Below are 13,868 nucleotides of genomic sequence, written 5' to 3' on the forward strand. Positions count from 1 at the left end.
GAAACGAGCGCTTATTACCAATTCAGCTATAGAGCCGCAATAATTGCATTCGATACGCATAAAAAGAACGACTTTTTTCGCATTTCTATAGGCCGTTTTCAAATAAGGAAGCAGAGCGAAGTAAAAACAGGCTGATTGCTACATTGCAGGCAGCCCGCGATTTTCATGCCGCGTCGGAGCAGGGCGCGACACGATGCCGGATTGGCGACCGATTCATGTGCGGCTCCGCCTGCTTGATGGAGGAATGCGGAAGATCCCAGATGAAGCCTTGTGCATGGATCGGCGCCCCGCTTGCGCGGGCCAAGCGCATCAGGATTTCCAGCATGTCCGCGCCTTCGACGCGCTTGAAAACGACCTGGATATTTCGCTCGGCGCATCGCTGAATCAGCTTCAGAGCAGGTTCTTCGCACACGCCATTCCGGGTATCGACCTTGATCACCTGCGGCCGCACGCGATCGATCAGCGACAAGGCATCCTGCGCATCGACGGCATTGACCGCGATGCGGAAATCATTGCGCCGGTAGTTGTCGATCACAACGTCCAGCAGCCATCCTTGCTGTCGTGCGATCGCCGGCAATTGCAGCACGATGCGTTGCCGCGGCAGATCGAGCAGATTCAGAATCCGCTTGAACGCTGCTCCGTGGTTGCCATCCACCGCCGCAAGAAGCCGGGCATGCACGCTCAAATACAAATCGCTGCCCGCAGCCTGCGGCTGGCGAAAGAAATTGACGGCATGCAGCACGCGGCACAAGCGGTCCAGCTCGACCGATTCGTCGTCATTGGCAGCATGGTCCAGCAGCTTCCACAGACACAGGCCCTGGTCCGATCCCGATCCGGTGCGGGCAAAGCCCTCCTGTCCGACGATATGGCCGGCGGCAACTTCGCGGATCGGCTGGAATGCGCTCGTCAGCGTGGAGTTGAAGTAGCGCGCCTTTGCGCGCCCGTCGGCGCCGAGCCACACACGAGTGCCCGCGTGCGTGGTGCCGTAAAGGCGTGCGAGATAGTTTTTCAGCCCTGGGAAAGACACGGCGACGGCTCCTGCTCGATACCGGCGTTACTTATGGCCCGGCTGGTATATCTGGTCGAACGATCCGCCATCGGCGAAATGCGCCTTCTGCGCCGACGCCCAGCCGCCGAACACCTCGTCGATCGTGAACAGCTTCACTTTCGGAAATTGCGACGCGTATTTCCTGGCGATTTTTTCGGAGATCGGACGGTAGTAATTCCTTGCCGCGATTTCCTGCCCTTCGTCGGTGTAGAGATACTGCAGATAGGCCTCCGCCACCTTGCGCGTGCCCTTCCTGTCCACCACTTTGTCGACGATAGCGACGGGAGGCTCGGCGAGAATGCTGAGCGTCGGCGCAACCACTTCGAACTTGTCCGGGCCGAGTTCCTTGATCGCGAGGATGGCTTCGTTTTCCCACGCGATCAGCACATCGCCGATGCCGCGCTCGACGAAGGTGGTGGTGGCGCCGCGCGCGCCGGAGTCGAGCACCGGCACGTTCCGGAAGATCCTGGCGATGAACTCTTTTGCGCTCACCTCCGAGCCGCCCGGCTGTTTCAATGCATAGCCCCAGGCGGCAAGATAGTTCCAGCGCGCGCCGCCGGAAGTTTTCGGGTTCGGCGTGATGACCGCGACGCCCGGCTTGGCCAGATCGCTCCAGTCCTTGATGCCTTTCGGATTGCCCTTGCGCACCAGGAACACAATGGTCGAGGTGTAAGGCGCGCTATTGTGCGGCAGGCGCTTCTGCCAGTCCTTCGCGATGAAACCGCGTTGCGCGATTTCATCGATATCGTAGGCGAGCGCCAGCGTGACGACATCGGCGTTCAAGCCATCGATCACCGACCGCGCCTGCTTGCCGGAGCCGCCGTGCGATTGCCGGATGCTGAGCTGGCCGCCGGTCCTGGACTTCCATTGCGCGGCAAATGCCTTGTTGACGTCCTGATAGAGCTCGCGCGTGGGGTCGTAGGATACGTTGAGCAGGCTGATGTCTTCCGCCCATGCCGCCGGTGCAACAAGGGCCAATGCCAGCAAGGGCTGGAGCAGTTTCTTCAATAACATGCGGCGTCTCCCTGACGATAAGTTGAAGTCGTCAGCTTAAAGAAACACCTGGAAGAAACGAACGAATCGTTTTAAGGTTGGTTATTTGGTTTATGCATATCGCGTTACCGCACAGCATCAGCACAAGCGTCGCGACAGCGCTCGAACTTCACCATTGCTGCATCATGATTCCGATCCAGGACCTGCTGCATCGCATTCAATGGGATGCGGAATTTGGCAAAGGCAGCTTCATGATCGGCTACTACGATCGGGTCGACGACAACATCGTTCGCGTGCCGTTCCGCGAAGTCTTCCTTGCGCCTGGCCAGAATTTTTCATTCGACGTGATGGGCGAAGACGGCGTGACCCATATGGTGCCTTTCCACCGTGTTCGCGAAATGTGGCGCAATGGTGACCTGATCTGGCAACGCAAGCTGCCGTGAATCGATAGGTATATCTTCGACATCGGGGCCGCAGGTCATCCAAAATAATTCAAGCCGAGTGCCGCCTTCACCTCCGACATTGTCTGACCGGACACTTGCCGCGCCCTTTCCGTTCCCTGGCGAAGGATGTTCAGGACTTCACCGCGGTCCATCGAGAACTGCTGCCGCCGCTGACGTATCGGTTCCAGCAAGGCTTGCAGATGATCGTTCAGCCGGCGCTTCAACACGCTGTCCGCAAGTCCACCACGCCGATAATGCGCCTTCAGTTCCTCCAGCGTTGCCGGCTCGGTGTCGAACGCGTCAAGAAAGGCGAACACGACATTGCCTTCGACCTGGCCGGGGTCGTCCACGCGCAGATGCTGCGGGTCGGTGTACATGCGATTGACGGCCTTCTTGATCTCGTCCGCACTGGCGCCCAGCGGTATCGCGTTGTTCAGGGACTTGCTCATCTTGGCCTTGCCATCGATGCCGGGCAGGCGTGTCACCGGCGACAGGACCGCCTCGCACTCGACGAGTACCTGGCGCTCGACCGCGCTGTTGAATTTGCGCACCAGTTCATTCGTCTGCTCGATCATCGGCAGCTGGTCGTCGCCGACGGGAACCAGTGTCGCCTTGAATGCGGTAATGTCGCCGGCCTGGCTGACCGGATAGGTCAGAAAGCCGGCAGGGATGTCGCGCTCAAAACCGCGCAATCGGATTTCATCCTTGATCGTCGGATTGCGCTCAAGTCGCGATACCGTCACCAGATTGAGCAGGTATTGCGTCAGCTCGGCAAGCTCCGGCACCTGCGACTGGATGAAAATGGTGGACAAGCCCGGGTCGATTCCCGCCGCAAGATAATCGAGCGCGACTTCGATCACGTTGTCGGTGACCTTGCGGTGCCGGCCGACGTTATCCGTCATGGCCTGGGTATCGGCAAGGAGCAGGAATTGCTGCGTGGTGTGCTGGAGTGCGACGCGCGCCCGAAGCGAGCCGACATAATGGCCGAGATGAAGCGGGCCGGTGGTACGGTCGCCGGTCAGGACAACGGGTTTTGCTGATGACATCTGGAATCCCTTTTATTCAAGATCCGCCGGTCAAAACAGCAAAGCAAAAACAAATGCCGCCCTGAACGGCGGCATTGTTTATAAAGATGAATGGAAACAGGCCGCCAGTATCAGGCGGACCACCAATATTGACGAATTGATGCGTTCATTTCCATATGGGGATTATATCACTCGCCAATTGGAGCGATCGATGGTCCGCCACGAGCTCAGGCGGTGGCGGACGCATTCGGCGACACCGGCCCGGGCCGGGCCGGACTCGTCCTGGAAGTGCCATACCTGGGCGGACGCGGCTCGATGCCGGCCATGATGTCGTTGATCTGGTCTGCGTCGACGGTTTCCCACTCGAGCAGCGCCTTGGCCATCGCGTCCACTTTGTCCCGATTGGCTTCAAGCAGGCTGCGCCCCAATGCGTACTGGCGGTCCAGGATGCTGCGCACTTCGTCATCGACTTTTTGCTGCGTCTCCTCCGATACCGGATTCGACGACATGCCAAATCCTGCGCCCTGGTTGTCGTCCGCGTACACCATGGTGCCCATGGCTTCCGACATGCCGAAACGGGTGACCATGGCGCGCGCCAGCTTGGTGGCACGCTCGAAGTCGTTCGAAGCGCCGGTCGATTTCTGGTTCATGAAGATCTCTTCCGCAATCCGCCCGCCGAACAGGATGGTGATGTCTTCGAGCATCTTGTCCTTGTACATATTGACCCGATCATGCTCCGGCAACTGCCAGGTCAGGCCGAGCGCATACCCGCGCGGCATGATGGTCACCTTGTGCACCGGGTCCGCCTTCGGCAGCAGCTTGGCAACCACTGCATGGCCCGACTCGTGATACGCGGTATTGCGCCGTTCGTCTTCGCGCATGACGGCGGACTTTCTTTCCGGCCCCATGACGATCTTGTCCTTGGCGTCCTCGAAATCCTGCATGTCGACGACCTGCTTGTTGCGACGCGCGGCAAACAATGCCGCCTCATTCACGAGATTCGCCAGCTCCGCACCCGAAAAGCCGGGGGTTCCGCGCGCCAGCACGTTGGGCTGCACATCCCTGGAAATCGGCACCTTGCGCATATGGACCAGCAGAATCTGTTCACGACCGCGGATGTCGGGCAGCCCCACCATCACCTGGCGGTCGAAGCGCCCCGGACGCAGCAATGCCTTGTCCAGCACATCGGCCCGGTTGGTCGCGGCAATGACGATGACACCGGCATTCGGCTCAAAGCCATCCATCTCGACCAGCATCTGATTCAGCGTCTGCTCGCGTTCATCGTTGCCGCCGCCCATGCCACTGCCGCGCGCCCGGCCGACTGCGTCGATCTCGTCGATGAACACGATGCACGGCGCGTGTTTCTTGGCAGTCTCAAACATGTCGCGCACGCGCGATGCGCCGACGCCGACAAACATTTCGACAAAGTCCGAACCGGAGATGGTGAAGAACGGCACCTTCGCCTCGCCGGCGATGGCGCGCGCGAGCAAGGTCTTGCCGGTTCCGGGAGGGCCCACCAGCAATACGCCATGCGGAATGTGGCCGCCAAGTTGCTGGAACTTTCGCGGGTCGCGCAGGAATTCGACAATCTCTTCGACTTCTTCCTTGGCCTCGTCACAGCCGGCGACGTCGGCAAAGCTCACCTGGTTGGAGTGCTCGTCCTGCATGCGGGCCTTCGACTTCCCCATCGAGAATATGCCGCCCTTGCCGCCGCCTTGCGATTTGCGCATGAAAAAAATCCAGACGCCGATCATCAGCAGCATGGGAAACCAGGAGATGAAAATCTGCGACAGGAACGAAGGGCCTTCGGGGAATTTGACATCGAACTTGATGCCGCTTTCGATCAAGTCGTTGATCAGACCGCGATCGAGCAGGGTCGTCGTCGTCTTGAGCGCGGCTCCGTTATTCGTCACCGCGACGATATTCGTTCCCTCGATCACCACTTCCCTGATCGTTTTCGCTTTCACCTGGTCCAGAAATTCGGAGTAGGGAATCGACGTCGCAGCGGTGGTCGCCGGACTGTTCAACTGGACGAGAGCGATGAAGACGGCAAATGCGACCGCAGCCCAGATGGCCGGCTTTATATACTTTGAGTTCACTGAATTCCTAAATGACAATAACGAAATGCTTCGTCCGCTTGTCGTGGCCTTGCCCTTGAAGTAGAGCAAGCAGTACCACTATAGTGGTTCCGTTCAAACCGCGCTGCGTTTGCCTTGCTTCAACCTGAGCGAGAGCAAGGTTCAAGCACATAATATCGTTCATCCGCGCTATAAATAAGCGAATTATTTCGTTGGATAGGTTCGGAAAAAGAGGAACAAGAAATTGCGTGTTTTGAATTGGCAAGAGTAGGGTCTTGATCGATGATTGCATCGGTGCATCTGATGCCGCATCGCCATGAACGACAAGCGCCTCCGCCGGCTTGGCCAGGGAGGCGCATGGTGATTTGGCGCATTGATCCGCCGTCGGAACAACGGCGGCAACCACCGCACTTACAGCTTGTCAGGATTGAAACCTGTTGCACCGATAATTCATTTACCCGGCTTTCTGTATCTCCTGTATCAGTCGAGAGATCCGAATGTCAAATCGCGGCTGCCACAGCCTTGCCTGCATCGGTGGTGGACGCCTTGCCGCCGAGGTCCGGTGTCACCGCGCCTTCCAGGATGCTTTGCTCGATCGCCTTCAGGATGGCATCGTGCGCCGCCGTGTACTTGGCATCACCCTGGCCGAGGAAGTCGAGCATCATGGCGCCCGACCAGATCATGGCGATCGGGTTGGCGATGTTCCTGCCGTAGATGTCCGGCGCGGAGCCGTGCACGGGTTCGAACAGCGAGGGGAATTTGCGCTCGGGGTTCAGGTTGGCCGAGGGCGCGATGCCGATGGTGCCGGTGCAGGCCGGGCCGAGGTCGGACAGGATGTCGCCGAACAGGTTGGACGCCACCACCACGTCGAAGCGCTCCGGGCTCATCACGAAACGGGCGCACAGGATGTCGATGTGATACTTGTCCCACTGCACATCCGGATACGCCTTCGCCACCGCCTCGACGCGCTCGTCCCAGAACGGCATGCTGATCGAGATGCCGTTCGACTTGGTGGCGGACGTCAGGTGTTTCTTCGGACGGCGCTGCGCCAGATCGAAGGCGTACTTCAGCACGCGGTCGACGCCATGACGGGTGAACACGGCTTCCTGCAGCGCGAACTCGCGGTCGGTGCCGCCGAACATGCGGCCGCCCACCGACGAGTATTCCCCCTCGGTGTTTTCGCGCACCACGTAGAAGTCGATGTCGCCCGGCTTCTTGTTGGCCAGGGGGCAAGGCACGCCGGGCATCAGGCGCACCGGGCGCAGGTTGATGTATTCGTCGAACTGGCGGCGGAACTGGATCAGCGAGCCCCACAGCGAAATATGGTCGGGCACGGTGGCCGGCCAGCCGACCGCGCCAAAGAAGATCGCCTCGAACTGGCTCAGTTGCTCGAACCAGTCGTCCGGCATCATCTTGCCGTGCTGCAGGTAGTAGTCGCAGTTGGCCCACTCGAAAGTGGTGAATTCCAGCGCGATATTGAACTTGCGTGCCGCGGCTTCGACCGCGCGCAGACCTTCCGGCATGACTTCCCTGCCGATGCCGTCGCCGGCGATCACTGCAATCTTGTGTTTTTTCATCGAACTTCTCCGTATCGTTCAAGCATGGAATTGCACAAGCATAGACCTGAACAGGTCGTTTACAATGCCTCGATATGTGAATTGAAGAAACACACTTCGTGAATAATGATCTGGCTAACGAAGACCTGCGGGTGTTCGTCATGGTGGCGCGCAAGGCAAGCTTTGCCGGCGCGGCGGAAGAACTGGGCATGTCGCCTGCCTACATCAGCAAGCGCATCGGCATCCTCGAGAGCGTGCTCGGCGTGCGGCTGTTTCATCGCACCACGCGGCGCGTCGTGGTCAGCGAAGACGGCGAGCGCGTCTATGCGCGCGCGCAGACCATCCTGGAAAACATCGACCATCTGTACGACGAGGTATCGGCCACGCGCCGCATGCCGCGCGGGCAGCTGCGCATCTGCAGCAGCTTCGGTTTCGGCCGCAATGTGGTGGCGCCGGCCATCGCGCAACTGATCGAAGTCTATCCTTCCCTGCACGTCAGATTTGAAGTCTTCGACCGCCTGATCGATATCGCGAGCGAGGGCTTCGACCTCGACATCCGCGTCGGCGATGAGATCGCACCGCACCTGATCGCCAAGCGCCTCGCCTCGAACTATCGCATCCTGTGCGCGTCGCCCAGGTATCTCGCGCGGCGCGGCACGCCGAAGACCCTGCATGAATTGTCGAATCACGACTGCCTGGTGATCAAGGAGCGCGACCATCCCTTCGGCGTGTGGAAACTGCGCAGCGGCGCCGACGAGCAGACCGTCAAGGTGACCGGCCCGCTGTCATCGAATCATGGCGAGATCGTGGTGCGCTGGGCGGTGGAAGGCGCAGGCATCATGTTGCGCTCGATGTGGGATGCGGGCCCGCATATCGAGCGCGGGGAACTGGTGCGCATTCTGCCGGAATACCAGCAGGAAGCAAACATCTGGGCCGTCTGTCCGCAGCGCCTGACCGGTTCGGCGAAGATCAGGGTATGCGTGGAATTCTTCCAGAAATACTTCGCCGAGCGGCAGCAAGCAGCAGCCACCACAGGCGCAAAGCCGCGCGGCACCTCGGGCAGGCGGCGCGCCGCAACGTGAAGTGCCGCGGTCGCCCTCATTGCATCAGAACTCTTCCCAATCGCCGCCGGCCACCTTGAGCGCCCTGGCGCGTTCCGGCGAAGCCGATACCGCCAGGCCACGCGCGCCGGCCTTGGCTCGCACCGGCAGCTTCGTGACGCGCTCCTTCTGCGCGGGTTCAGGCGCGGCGGGCTGCGCCATCGCGCTGTCCTCCAGATTGAATGCATGGACGGCTTCGGCCAACTGTTGCGCCTGATGGCTCAGGCTCTCGGCCGCGGCCGCAGCCTGTTCGACCAGCGCGGCGTTCTGCTGCGTCATGCCATCCATCTGGCCGATGGCCCTATCCACTTCCTCGATGCCGGCGCGCTGCTCCTGGCTGGCCGCAGCAATTTCACCCATGATGTCGGCCACGCGCTTGACCGATGCCACGATTTCTTCCATCGTTTTTCCGGCGTCGTCCACAAGCTTGCTGCCGAGATCGACCTTGTCGACCGAGTCGGAGATGAGCGTCTTGATTTCCTTGGCCGCGCCTGCCGAGCGCTGCGCAAGATTGCGCACTTCGGATGCCACCACCGCGAAGCCGCGTCCCTGCTCGCCCGCGCGCGCGGCCTCCACCGCTGCGTTCAGCGCAAGAATGTTGGTCTGGAAGGCAATGCCGTCGATCACGCTGATGATATCGACGATCTTGCCCGAGCTTTCCTTGATCGAGCCCATGGTGGCAACCACCTGTCCCACCACCTCGCCGCCCTTGGCCGCGACGTCCGACGCGGACACGACCAGCTGGCTGGCCTGGCGTGCATTGTCGGCGTTCTGCTTCACGGTGCCGGTCAGTTCTTCCATGGAGCTGGCGGTTTCCTCCAGCGCACCGGCCTGCGTTTCGGTGCGCGCCGAGAGGTCGGCGTTGCCGCTGGCGATCTCGCGCGAGGCGACGGTGATCGTTTCCGTGCTGCGCCGTACGGCGCCGACCGTCTTGATCAGGCTGTCGTTCATGTCCTTGAGAGCACGAAGAAGCTCGCTGATCTCGTCGACGCCGGTGACTTCCACATGCGAGCGGAGATCGCCCGCCGCCACCCTCTTGGCGATGGCGACCGCGCCGCGCAGGGGTTGCGTGATGCTGCGCGTGATCTGCCAGGCGCACATGGCGCCCAGCCCCATCGCGATTGCGGACACGATGAACAGGACATACTGGAGCCGCTTGCCGGCGCTGAGCGTGTCGTCGAGAATGCGCGCGGATGCCGCCTGCTGGCTCTCCACCAGCTTGTCGATCTGCGCCAGCGCCTGTTGATTGAGCGGATCGATCTTGGTCGTGATGGTGCGTCCCGCGCCTTCGGTATTGAATGCAATGGCCTGCCCCAGCGCTTCCTTGAGCAGAACCTCGATTTCATTGTCCAGCCGCGCAACGTCGACAATGATCGCCTTCTCCTCGTTGCTCAGGCCGAGTGCGGTGAGTTGGCCGAGCGCCTCGTCATAGCGCTTCTGCTGCGCCGCGACCTTGAGGTTTTCCTTCTCCATCGCGCTCACTTCCGACAGCATGCCGATATTGCGCATGGCAATGCCGGCGGCCAGCAGCGAGCCGCGCATGGTATTGGCCTGCATGATCTTGCTGTTGGCCAGCGTCAGGCTGTCGGCCATGTGGCCGCTGCTGCGCGTGTTGATCACGCTGCCGGCGATGAGAGTGGCCAGCAACAAGGCCAGGACGATGGCAAAGCCGCCTCCCAGTCGTGCTCCGATCCGTAAGTTGTTCAAGCGCATGGGATCCTCCCTGCTTATGCGAAATGGTGGAGCGGCAGAACGGGCATCCCGGGCTTGCGTTCCGCCGCAAGGACAGCCTTATTTGGACTTGTATTTCGCCAATGTCGATTGCCATCCGCCGTCTTTCGCCATTTCCGCGACGGCTTCATTGACGAATTTCAGCAACTCGGGACTCTTCTTCGGAACGAGGACATGCCGCGTGTAGCTGCTCTGCGGCGTGGGCGCGACATAGAGCTTGCCCGCGAGGTCCATCTCGTGCAGCAGGTAGTTCGCCGTCGAGCGCGGCAGCAGCGTCACCTCGATGCGGCCGGCTTCCAGCTTGCGCAGGTTGCTGCGTTCCTTCTCCGCATCCTCGCGCTTGATCGCGCCGGAGGCAACCAGCTCGTCGATGCCGGCGTAGTTATGACCGAGAATGCCGCCGAACTGTTTTCCCTTCAGCGAGGACGGATCCTTGTATTCGACCTTCTTCGTCGCATTCGACAGAATCACATTGGCATCGTCCATGATCTGGCCGGACCACAGATAGGTCGTCTTGTCCTTGTCCTTGAACCACATCGGATTGACCCATGCGACCACGCCATTGAAATCGGGCGCTGCCATGGCCTTGTCCAGCTGGGCACGCGACACGACTTCGATCTTGAAACTCGGATTGCCCTTGGACTTCTTGTTCAGGAAGTCGATGAAGTCATAGCTCAAACCCTTGCCGCCATCGACGACGAAGGGCGGATGGTTGTGATAGGTGTAGACCGGAACGGTGTCCGCCAATGCGGGCAGCGCGCTCAATGAAGCGGCGGCGAGAAGACCGCTGACGACGTTCCTGAAGATGGCTTTGCGAAGTGTGCTCATGCTGATTCCCTCTCTACGTGTTTGAATCCTGAATGGCGGCGCCCGCATCGTGGTCGGGCGCCGCAGGCAACGGCGAGGCGGATCATGCTGCCGCTGCGAACCTGCTCCCTTGATTAAAAGGTGTGGCGCACGCCGACGTTGAACGCGCGATCGCCGGAGCCGCCTTCGGTTGCATTGCCGACGGTATAGAACCCGCCCGCGCTGCCCGCCGTATTGGCGACGGTGTTGTCGATGCGCGCGTAGGACGTGTACACGTTGGTGCGCTTGGACAGCGCATAGGTGTAGCCGAGCGCGATCTGGTTGGCGTCATTGCTTGCCGCGGTCTTGTCCGACTTGCGGATATAGGACGCCAGGAACGTGCTGGCGCCGTAGGGCACGCTGACACCGAGCAGGACATCGCGCGAGTCGGCCAGCCGCACATTGGTATTGCCCGTGTAGGCGCCCTTGTTGATCGCGTACGCAAGGTGCACGGTGGCGGCGCCGCAGTTGTATTTCCCGCCGAGCACGGTGGTCTTCGCGCTGTTGCTTGCCGTGATGTCGTTCACGTTGTTGTGCGCGAGGCGCACGGTGAGCTTGCCGTTGGTATAGCCAAGCTGGGTGCCGACGGTGCGTGCGGCAGAGGTATTGCCGGCGACTTCGCCGAAGCCGTAGGTGACGTCCGCGCTGAAGCCGGCGACCAGCGGCATTGCATACTTCACACTGTTGTTGGTGCGCGCCGCGTTGCCGCCGCCGGTTGGCGTGCCGCCCTGCGACATCAGGTTGGCTGCGGTACCCGCGAGACCGCAGGAGAACGGATCGAGCTCGCCGCACAATGCGCCGAAGATCGGCGTGTACTGGCGGCCCATGGTCAGCGCGCCGAGACTGCTCTTCAAGCCGACGAATGCCTGGCGACCGAACAGCGCACCGCCCTGCAATGCCGAACCGGTGTCGACGCCGAAGCCGTTCTCCAGGACGAACAGAGCGGACGCGCCGCCGCCGAGGTCCTCGACACCCTTGAATCCGATGCGGTTGCTGTTCTGCATGCCGCTGCTGAGTTTGGTGACGGCACCATTGATGCCGCCGGTCTGATGATCGATGCCGGCATCCACCACGCCATAGATGGTCAGGCTCGATTGTGCTGCGGCGCTGCCGGCGATTGATGCAAATGCTGCAAGTACTGCGAGTGCAAGAAGCGACTTCTTCATTACGATTTCCATCCCTGTTTTTGTGAAATGCATGGGCCGCTGATCGGCATCGATGCGATGCGGGTCGCGGATCCTCTGATGAACACATGTCCACAATCCTTGGTAGCGCAAAGAAAGAAACGGCTAGTTAAATTGCGGTCATGCGTTAGTTTCCAAATTGCATGTTTCATGCCATGCGGGGCAGATGCAGGCGTGACGCGGCTCTGCTGAATTTTTCAGCAACGTGCAGACCTGGGGATTCTCAGAACTTGAAAGCGGAGGCTCCCGCTTTCAGGAAAGAAAACGCGTTATCGACGCGTTTGTGTGAAATGGAGAGGGAGTGGGCGATCCGGGCACAACCCGGACCGCATTTGTCAGACAACGTGCAGAAGGATCGCGAGGTAATGACAGATGCTTCCGCCCAGGACGAACAGATGCCAGATGCCATGACCATGGGTGATGCGCTCATCGAACGCGTAAAACACGATGCCGAATGTATAGGCCGCACCGCCCGCGGCCAGCCAGGCGAAGCCGCTCCAACTGAGCGCGGCAATCAGGGGCATGATGGCGATCAGGGCGAGCCAGCCCATCAGCACATAGATCACGAGCGACAGCACGCGCGCGCCTTTCGCGATGCATAACTCCTGCACAATGCCGATCACGGCCAGTCCCCATATCGTCCCGAACATGGTCCATCCGAGCGCGCCGCGCAAGGTGACCAGCGTAAAAGGCGTGTAGGTACCGGCAATCAGCAGATAGATCGCGCAATGATCGAGCTTGCGCATCACCTCCTTGGCCGAGCCCCGCAAGCTGTGATACAGGGTGGAGATGACGTAAAGTGCCAGCAGCATCGTGCCGTAGATGCTCAGGCTGACAATCTTCCACGGGTCGCCGCCCTGGGCGGCAACGACAATCAATAGCGTGACGCCGCATGCCGCCAGCAGAGCACCGGCGAGGTGGCTGATGCTGTTGAACCTTTCTCCGTAGTACATCGCAGTGAAATCCTTGTGAACGTATTCGAAAACCGGCTTCGTTTGCCTGGAAGCCGTATGGAGCGAAAACCATCATAGCCAGTGGGGCCATCTGTTGGTATGGCGCCACACCGGGGCTTTGCGCTGCGTCAGTTGCATCCTCGGGGAGATGCGATGTGCGGCCTCTGGATTGCTGCCGGCGCGGTGATGGTCGATCAGGGCGGGAAGGCTGCTTCATGCAGCGGTTTTGCACACTAAAACCCGATTCCGATTAATATTGTCTGCTGACAATATTCCTCACCACAATTTACTACCATGACTACAGCTTCGCAAACGAATTCCGCTCCCATCCGCTTCGACGGCCAGGTAGCCATTGTGACCGGCGCCGGCGGCGGCCTCGGCCGCTCGCATGCCTTGCAACTCGCCGCACGCGGCGCCAAGGTCGTCGTCAATGACCTCGGCGTGGCACGCGATGGCACCGGCAATGCGCAATCGGCAGCCGAGCGCGTGGTCGCCGAAATCCGCGCAGCAGGCGGGCATGCGATGGCGAGTGGCGCGTCGGTCACCGATCCCGCTGCCGTGGAGGACATGGTAAGCCTGGTGATGCGCGAATGGGGCCGCATCGACATCCTGGTCAACAACGCCGGCTTCCTGCGCGACAAGAGCTTCTCGAAGATGACGCTGGACGACTTCCGCGCCATCGTCGACGTGCACCTGATGGGCGCGGTGTATTGCACCAAGGCCGTGTGGGAAATCATGAAGCAGCAAAACTACGGCCGCATCGTGATGACCACATCCTCCTCCGGCCTGTTCGGCAATTTCGGCCAGGCCAATTACGGCGCGGCCAAGATGGCGCTGGTGGGACTGATGCAGACGCTGGCGATCGAGGGCGAGAAATACGGCATTCGCGTCAACTGCCTGGCGCCGACGGC

General features: G+C 60.6%; 13 protein-coding genes. 3 read left to right on the top strand and 10 right to left on the bottom strand.

Features of this window, described 5'->3' with window-relative positions; all coding sequences use genetic code 11:
- Positions 1-163: 163 nt before the first annotated feature.
- Together VJ651_RS03335 and VJ651_RS03340 are read right to left on the bottom strand one after the other, a co-directional pair.
- The gene (locus VJ651_RS03335; RefSeq protein ID WP_324106065.1) at positions 164-1,027 is read right to left on the bottom strand and encodes an EAL domain-containing protein; all 864 of its coding nucleotides are present in this window, start codon (positions 1,025-1,027) and stop codon (positions 164-166) included.
- Positions 1,028-1,054: 27 nt separating this feature from the next.
- Positions 1,055-2,062 (bottom strand): sulfate ABC transporter substrate-binding protein, encoded by a 1,008-nt coding sequence (locus VJ651_RS03340; RefSeq protein WP_324106066.1) that lies wholly within the window; start codon positions 2,060-2,062, stop codon positions 1,055-1,057.
- A gap of 92 nt (positions 2,063-2,154) precedes the next feature.
- Between VJ651_RS03340 and VJ651_RS03345 the strand changes: the two genes are divergently transcribed.
- Positions 2,155-2,484, top strand: a complete 330-nt coding sequence (locus VJ651_RS03345) for a DUF504 domain-containing protein (RefSeq protein ID WP_324106067.1) — start codon at positions 2,155-2,157, stop codon at positions 2,482-2,484.
- Between the two features lie 35 nt (positions 2,485-2,519).
- Here the strand turns inward: VJ651_RS03345 and trpS are convergent, their stop codons facing one another.
- The 4 genes from trpS to VJ651_RS03365 all read right to left on the bottom strand — a co-directional run bounded on the left by trpS (position 2,520) and on the right by VJ651_RS03365 (position 7,164).
- Complete coding sequence (gene trpS / locus VJ651_RS03350) at positions 2,520-3,530, bottom strand: tryptophan--tRNA ligase (protein ID WP_324106068.1); 1,011 nt, start codon at positions 3,528-3,530, stop codon at positions 2,520-2,522.
- Positions 3,531-3,736: 206 nt separating this feature from the next.
- Complete coding sequence (ftsH, locus tag VJ651_RS03355; RefSeq protein WP_324106069.1) at positions 3,737-5,608, bottom strand: ATP-dependent zinc metalloprotease FtsH; 1,872 nt, start codon at positions 5,606-5,608, stop codon at positions 3,737-3,739.
- A 7-nt stretch (positions 5,609-5,615) separates the two neighbouring features.
- A complete protein-coding gene (locus VJ651_RS03360) occupies positions 5,616-5,993 on the bottom strand; it encodes a hypothetical protein (RefSeq protein WP_324106070.1) in 378 nt (125 codons plus the stop codon).
- 94 nt (positions 5,994-6,087) lie between these two features.
- On the bottom strand, positions 6,088-7,164 hold the full coding sequence (locus VJ651_RS03365; RefSeq protein ID WP_324106071.1) for a tartrate dehydrogenase: 1,077 nt from the start codon (positions 7,162-7,164) through the stop codon (positions 6,088-6,090).
- Between the two features lie 98 nt (positions 7,165-7,262).
- Here VJ651_RS03365 and VJ651_RS03370 point away from each other — a divergent pair, with 98 nt between their 5' ends.
- Entirely contained in the window at positions 7,263-8,225 is a 963-nt protein-coding gene (locus tag VJ651_RS03370; protein WP_324106072.1) for a LysR substrate-binding domain-containing protein, read from the top strand.
- A 24-nt stretch (positions 8,226-8,249) separates the two neighbouring features.
- Here VJ651_RS03370 and VJ651_RS03375 read toward each other — a convergent pair whose 3' ends face one another.
- The 4 genes from VJ651_RS03375 to trhA form a co-directional block, all read right to left on the bottom strand.
- Positions 8,250-9,956, bottom strand: coding sequence for a methyl-accepting chemotaxis protein (locus VJ651_RS03375; RefSeq protein ID WP_324106073.1), 1,707 nt, complete (start codon positions 9,954-9,956; stop codon positions 8,250-8,252).
- A gap of 78 nt (positions 9,957-10,034) precedes the next feature.
- Positions 10,035-10,802 carry an ABC transporter substrate-binding protein gene (locus VJ651_RS03380; protein WP_324106074.1) on the bottom strand — a complete coding sequence of 256 codons (768 nt, stop codon included), beginning with the start codon at positions 10,800-10,802 and terminating at the stop codon, positions 10,035-10,037.
- A gap of 113 nt (positions 10,803-10,915) precedes the next feature.
- Positions 10,916-11,986 carry a porin gene (locus tag VJ651_RS03385; protein ID WP_324106075.1) on the bottom strand — a complete coding sequence of 357 codons (1,071 nt, stop codon included), beginning with the start codon at positions 11,984-11,986 and terminating at the stop codon, positions 10,916-10,918.
- Between the two features lie 353 nt (positions 11,987-12,339).
- Positions 12,340-12,957, bottom strand: a complete 618-nt coding sequence (gene trhA, locus VJ651_RS03390) for a PAQR family membrane homeostasis protein TrhA (RefSeq protein ID WP_324106076.1) — start codon at positions 12,955-12,957, stop codon at positions 12,340-12,342.
- Between the two features lie 294 nt (positions 12,958-13,251).
- On the opposite strand from trhA, the gene VJ651_RS03395 reads away from it, so the two are divergent.
- Positions 13,252-13,868 (top strand): SDR family NAD(P)-dependent oxidoreductase (locus VJ651_RS03395; RefSeq protein ID WP_324106077.1); only part of this gene is annotated, 617 nt, incomplete at its 3' end.

Source organism: Noviherbaspirillum sp., assembly GCF_035254865.1.
Taxonomy (GTDB): domain Bacteria; phylum Pseudomonadota; class Gammaproteobacteria; order Burkholderiales; family Burkholderiaceae_D; genus Noviherbaspirillum.

What these genes read in the sequence shown, in the direction of transcription:
- trpS (WP_324106068.1), bottom strand. Translation starts at nt 3,530, where the DNA reads ATGTCATCAGCAAAACCCGTTGTCCTGACCGGCGACCGTACCACCGGC.
- VJ651_RS03345 (WP_324106067.1), top strand. Translation starts at nt 2,155, where the DNA reads ATGCATATCGCGTTACCGCACAGCATCAGCACAAGCGTCGCGACAGCG.
- VJ651_RS03365 (WP_324106071.1), bottom strand. Translation starts at nt 7,164, where the DNA reads ATGAAAAAACACAAGATTGCAGTGATCGCCGGCGACGGCATCGGCAGG.
- VJ651_RS03380 (WP_324106074.1), bottom strand. Translation starts at nt 10,802, where the DNA reads ATGAGCACACTTCGCAAAGCCATCTTCAGGAACGTCGTCAGCGGTCTT.
- VJ651_RS03375 (WP_324106073.1), bottom strand. Translation starts at nt 9,956, where the DNA reads ATGCGCTTGAACAACTTACGGATCGGAGCACGACTGGGAGGCGGCTTT.
- trhA (WP_324106076.1), bottom strand. Translation starts at nt 12,957, where the DNA reads ATGTACTACGGAGAAAGGTTCAACAGCATCAGCCACCTCGCCGGTGCT.
- VJ651_RS03340 (WP_324106066.1), bottom strand. Translation starts at nt 2,062, where the DNA reads ATGTTATTGAAGAAACTGCTCCAGCCCTTGCTGGCATTGGCCCTTGTT.
- VJ651_RS03385 (WP_324106075.1), bottom strand. Translation starts at nt 11,986, where the DNA reads ATGAAGAAGTCGCTTCTTGCACTCGCAGTACTTGCAGCATTTGCATCA.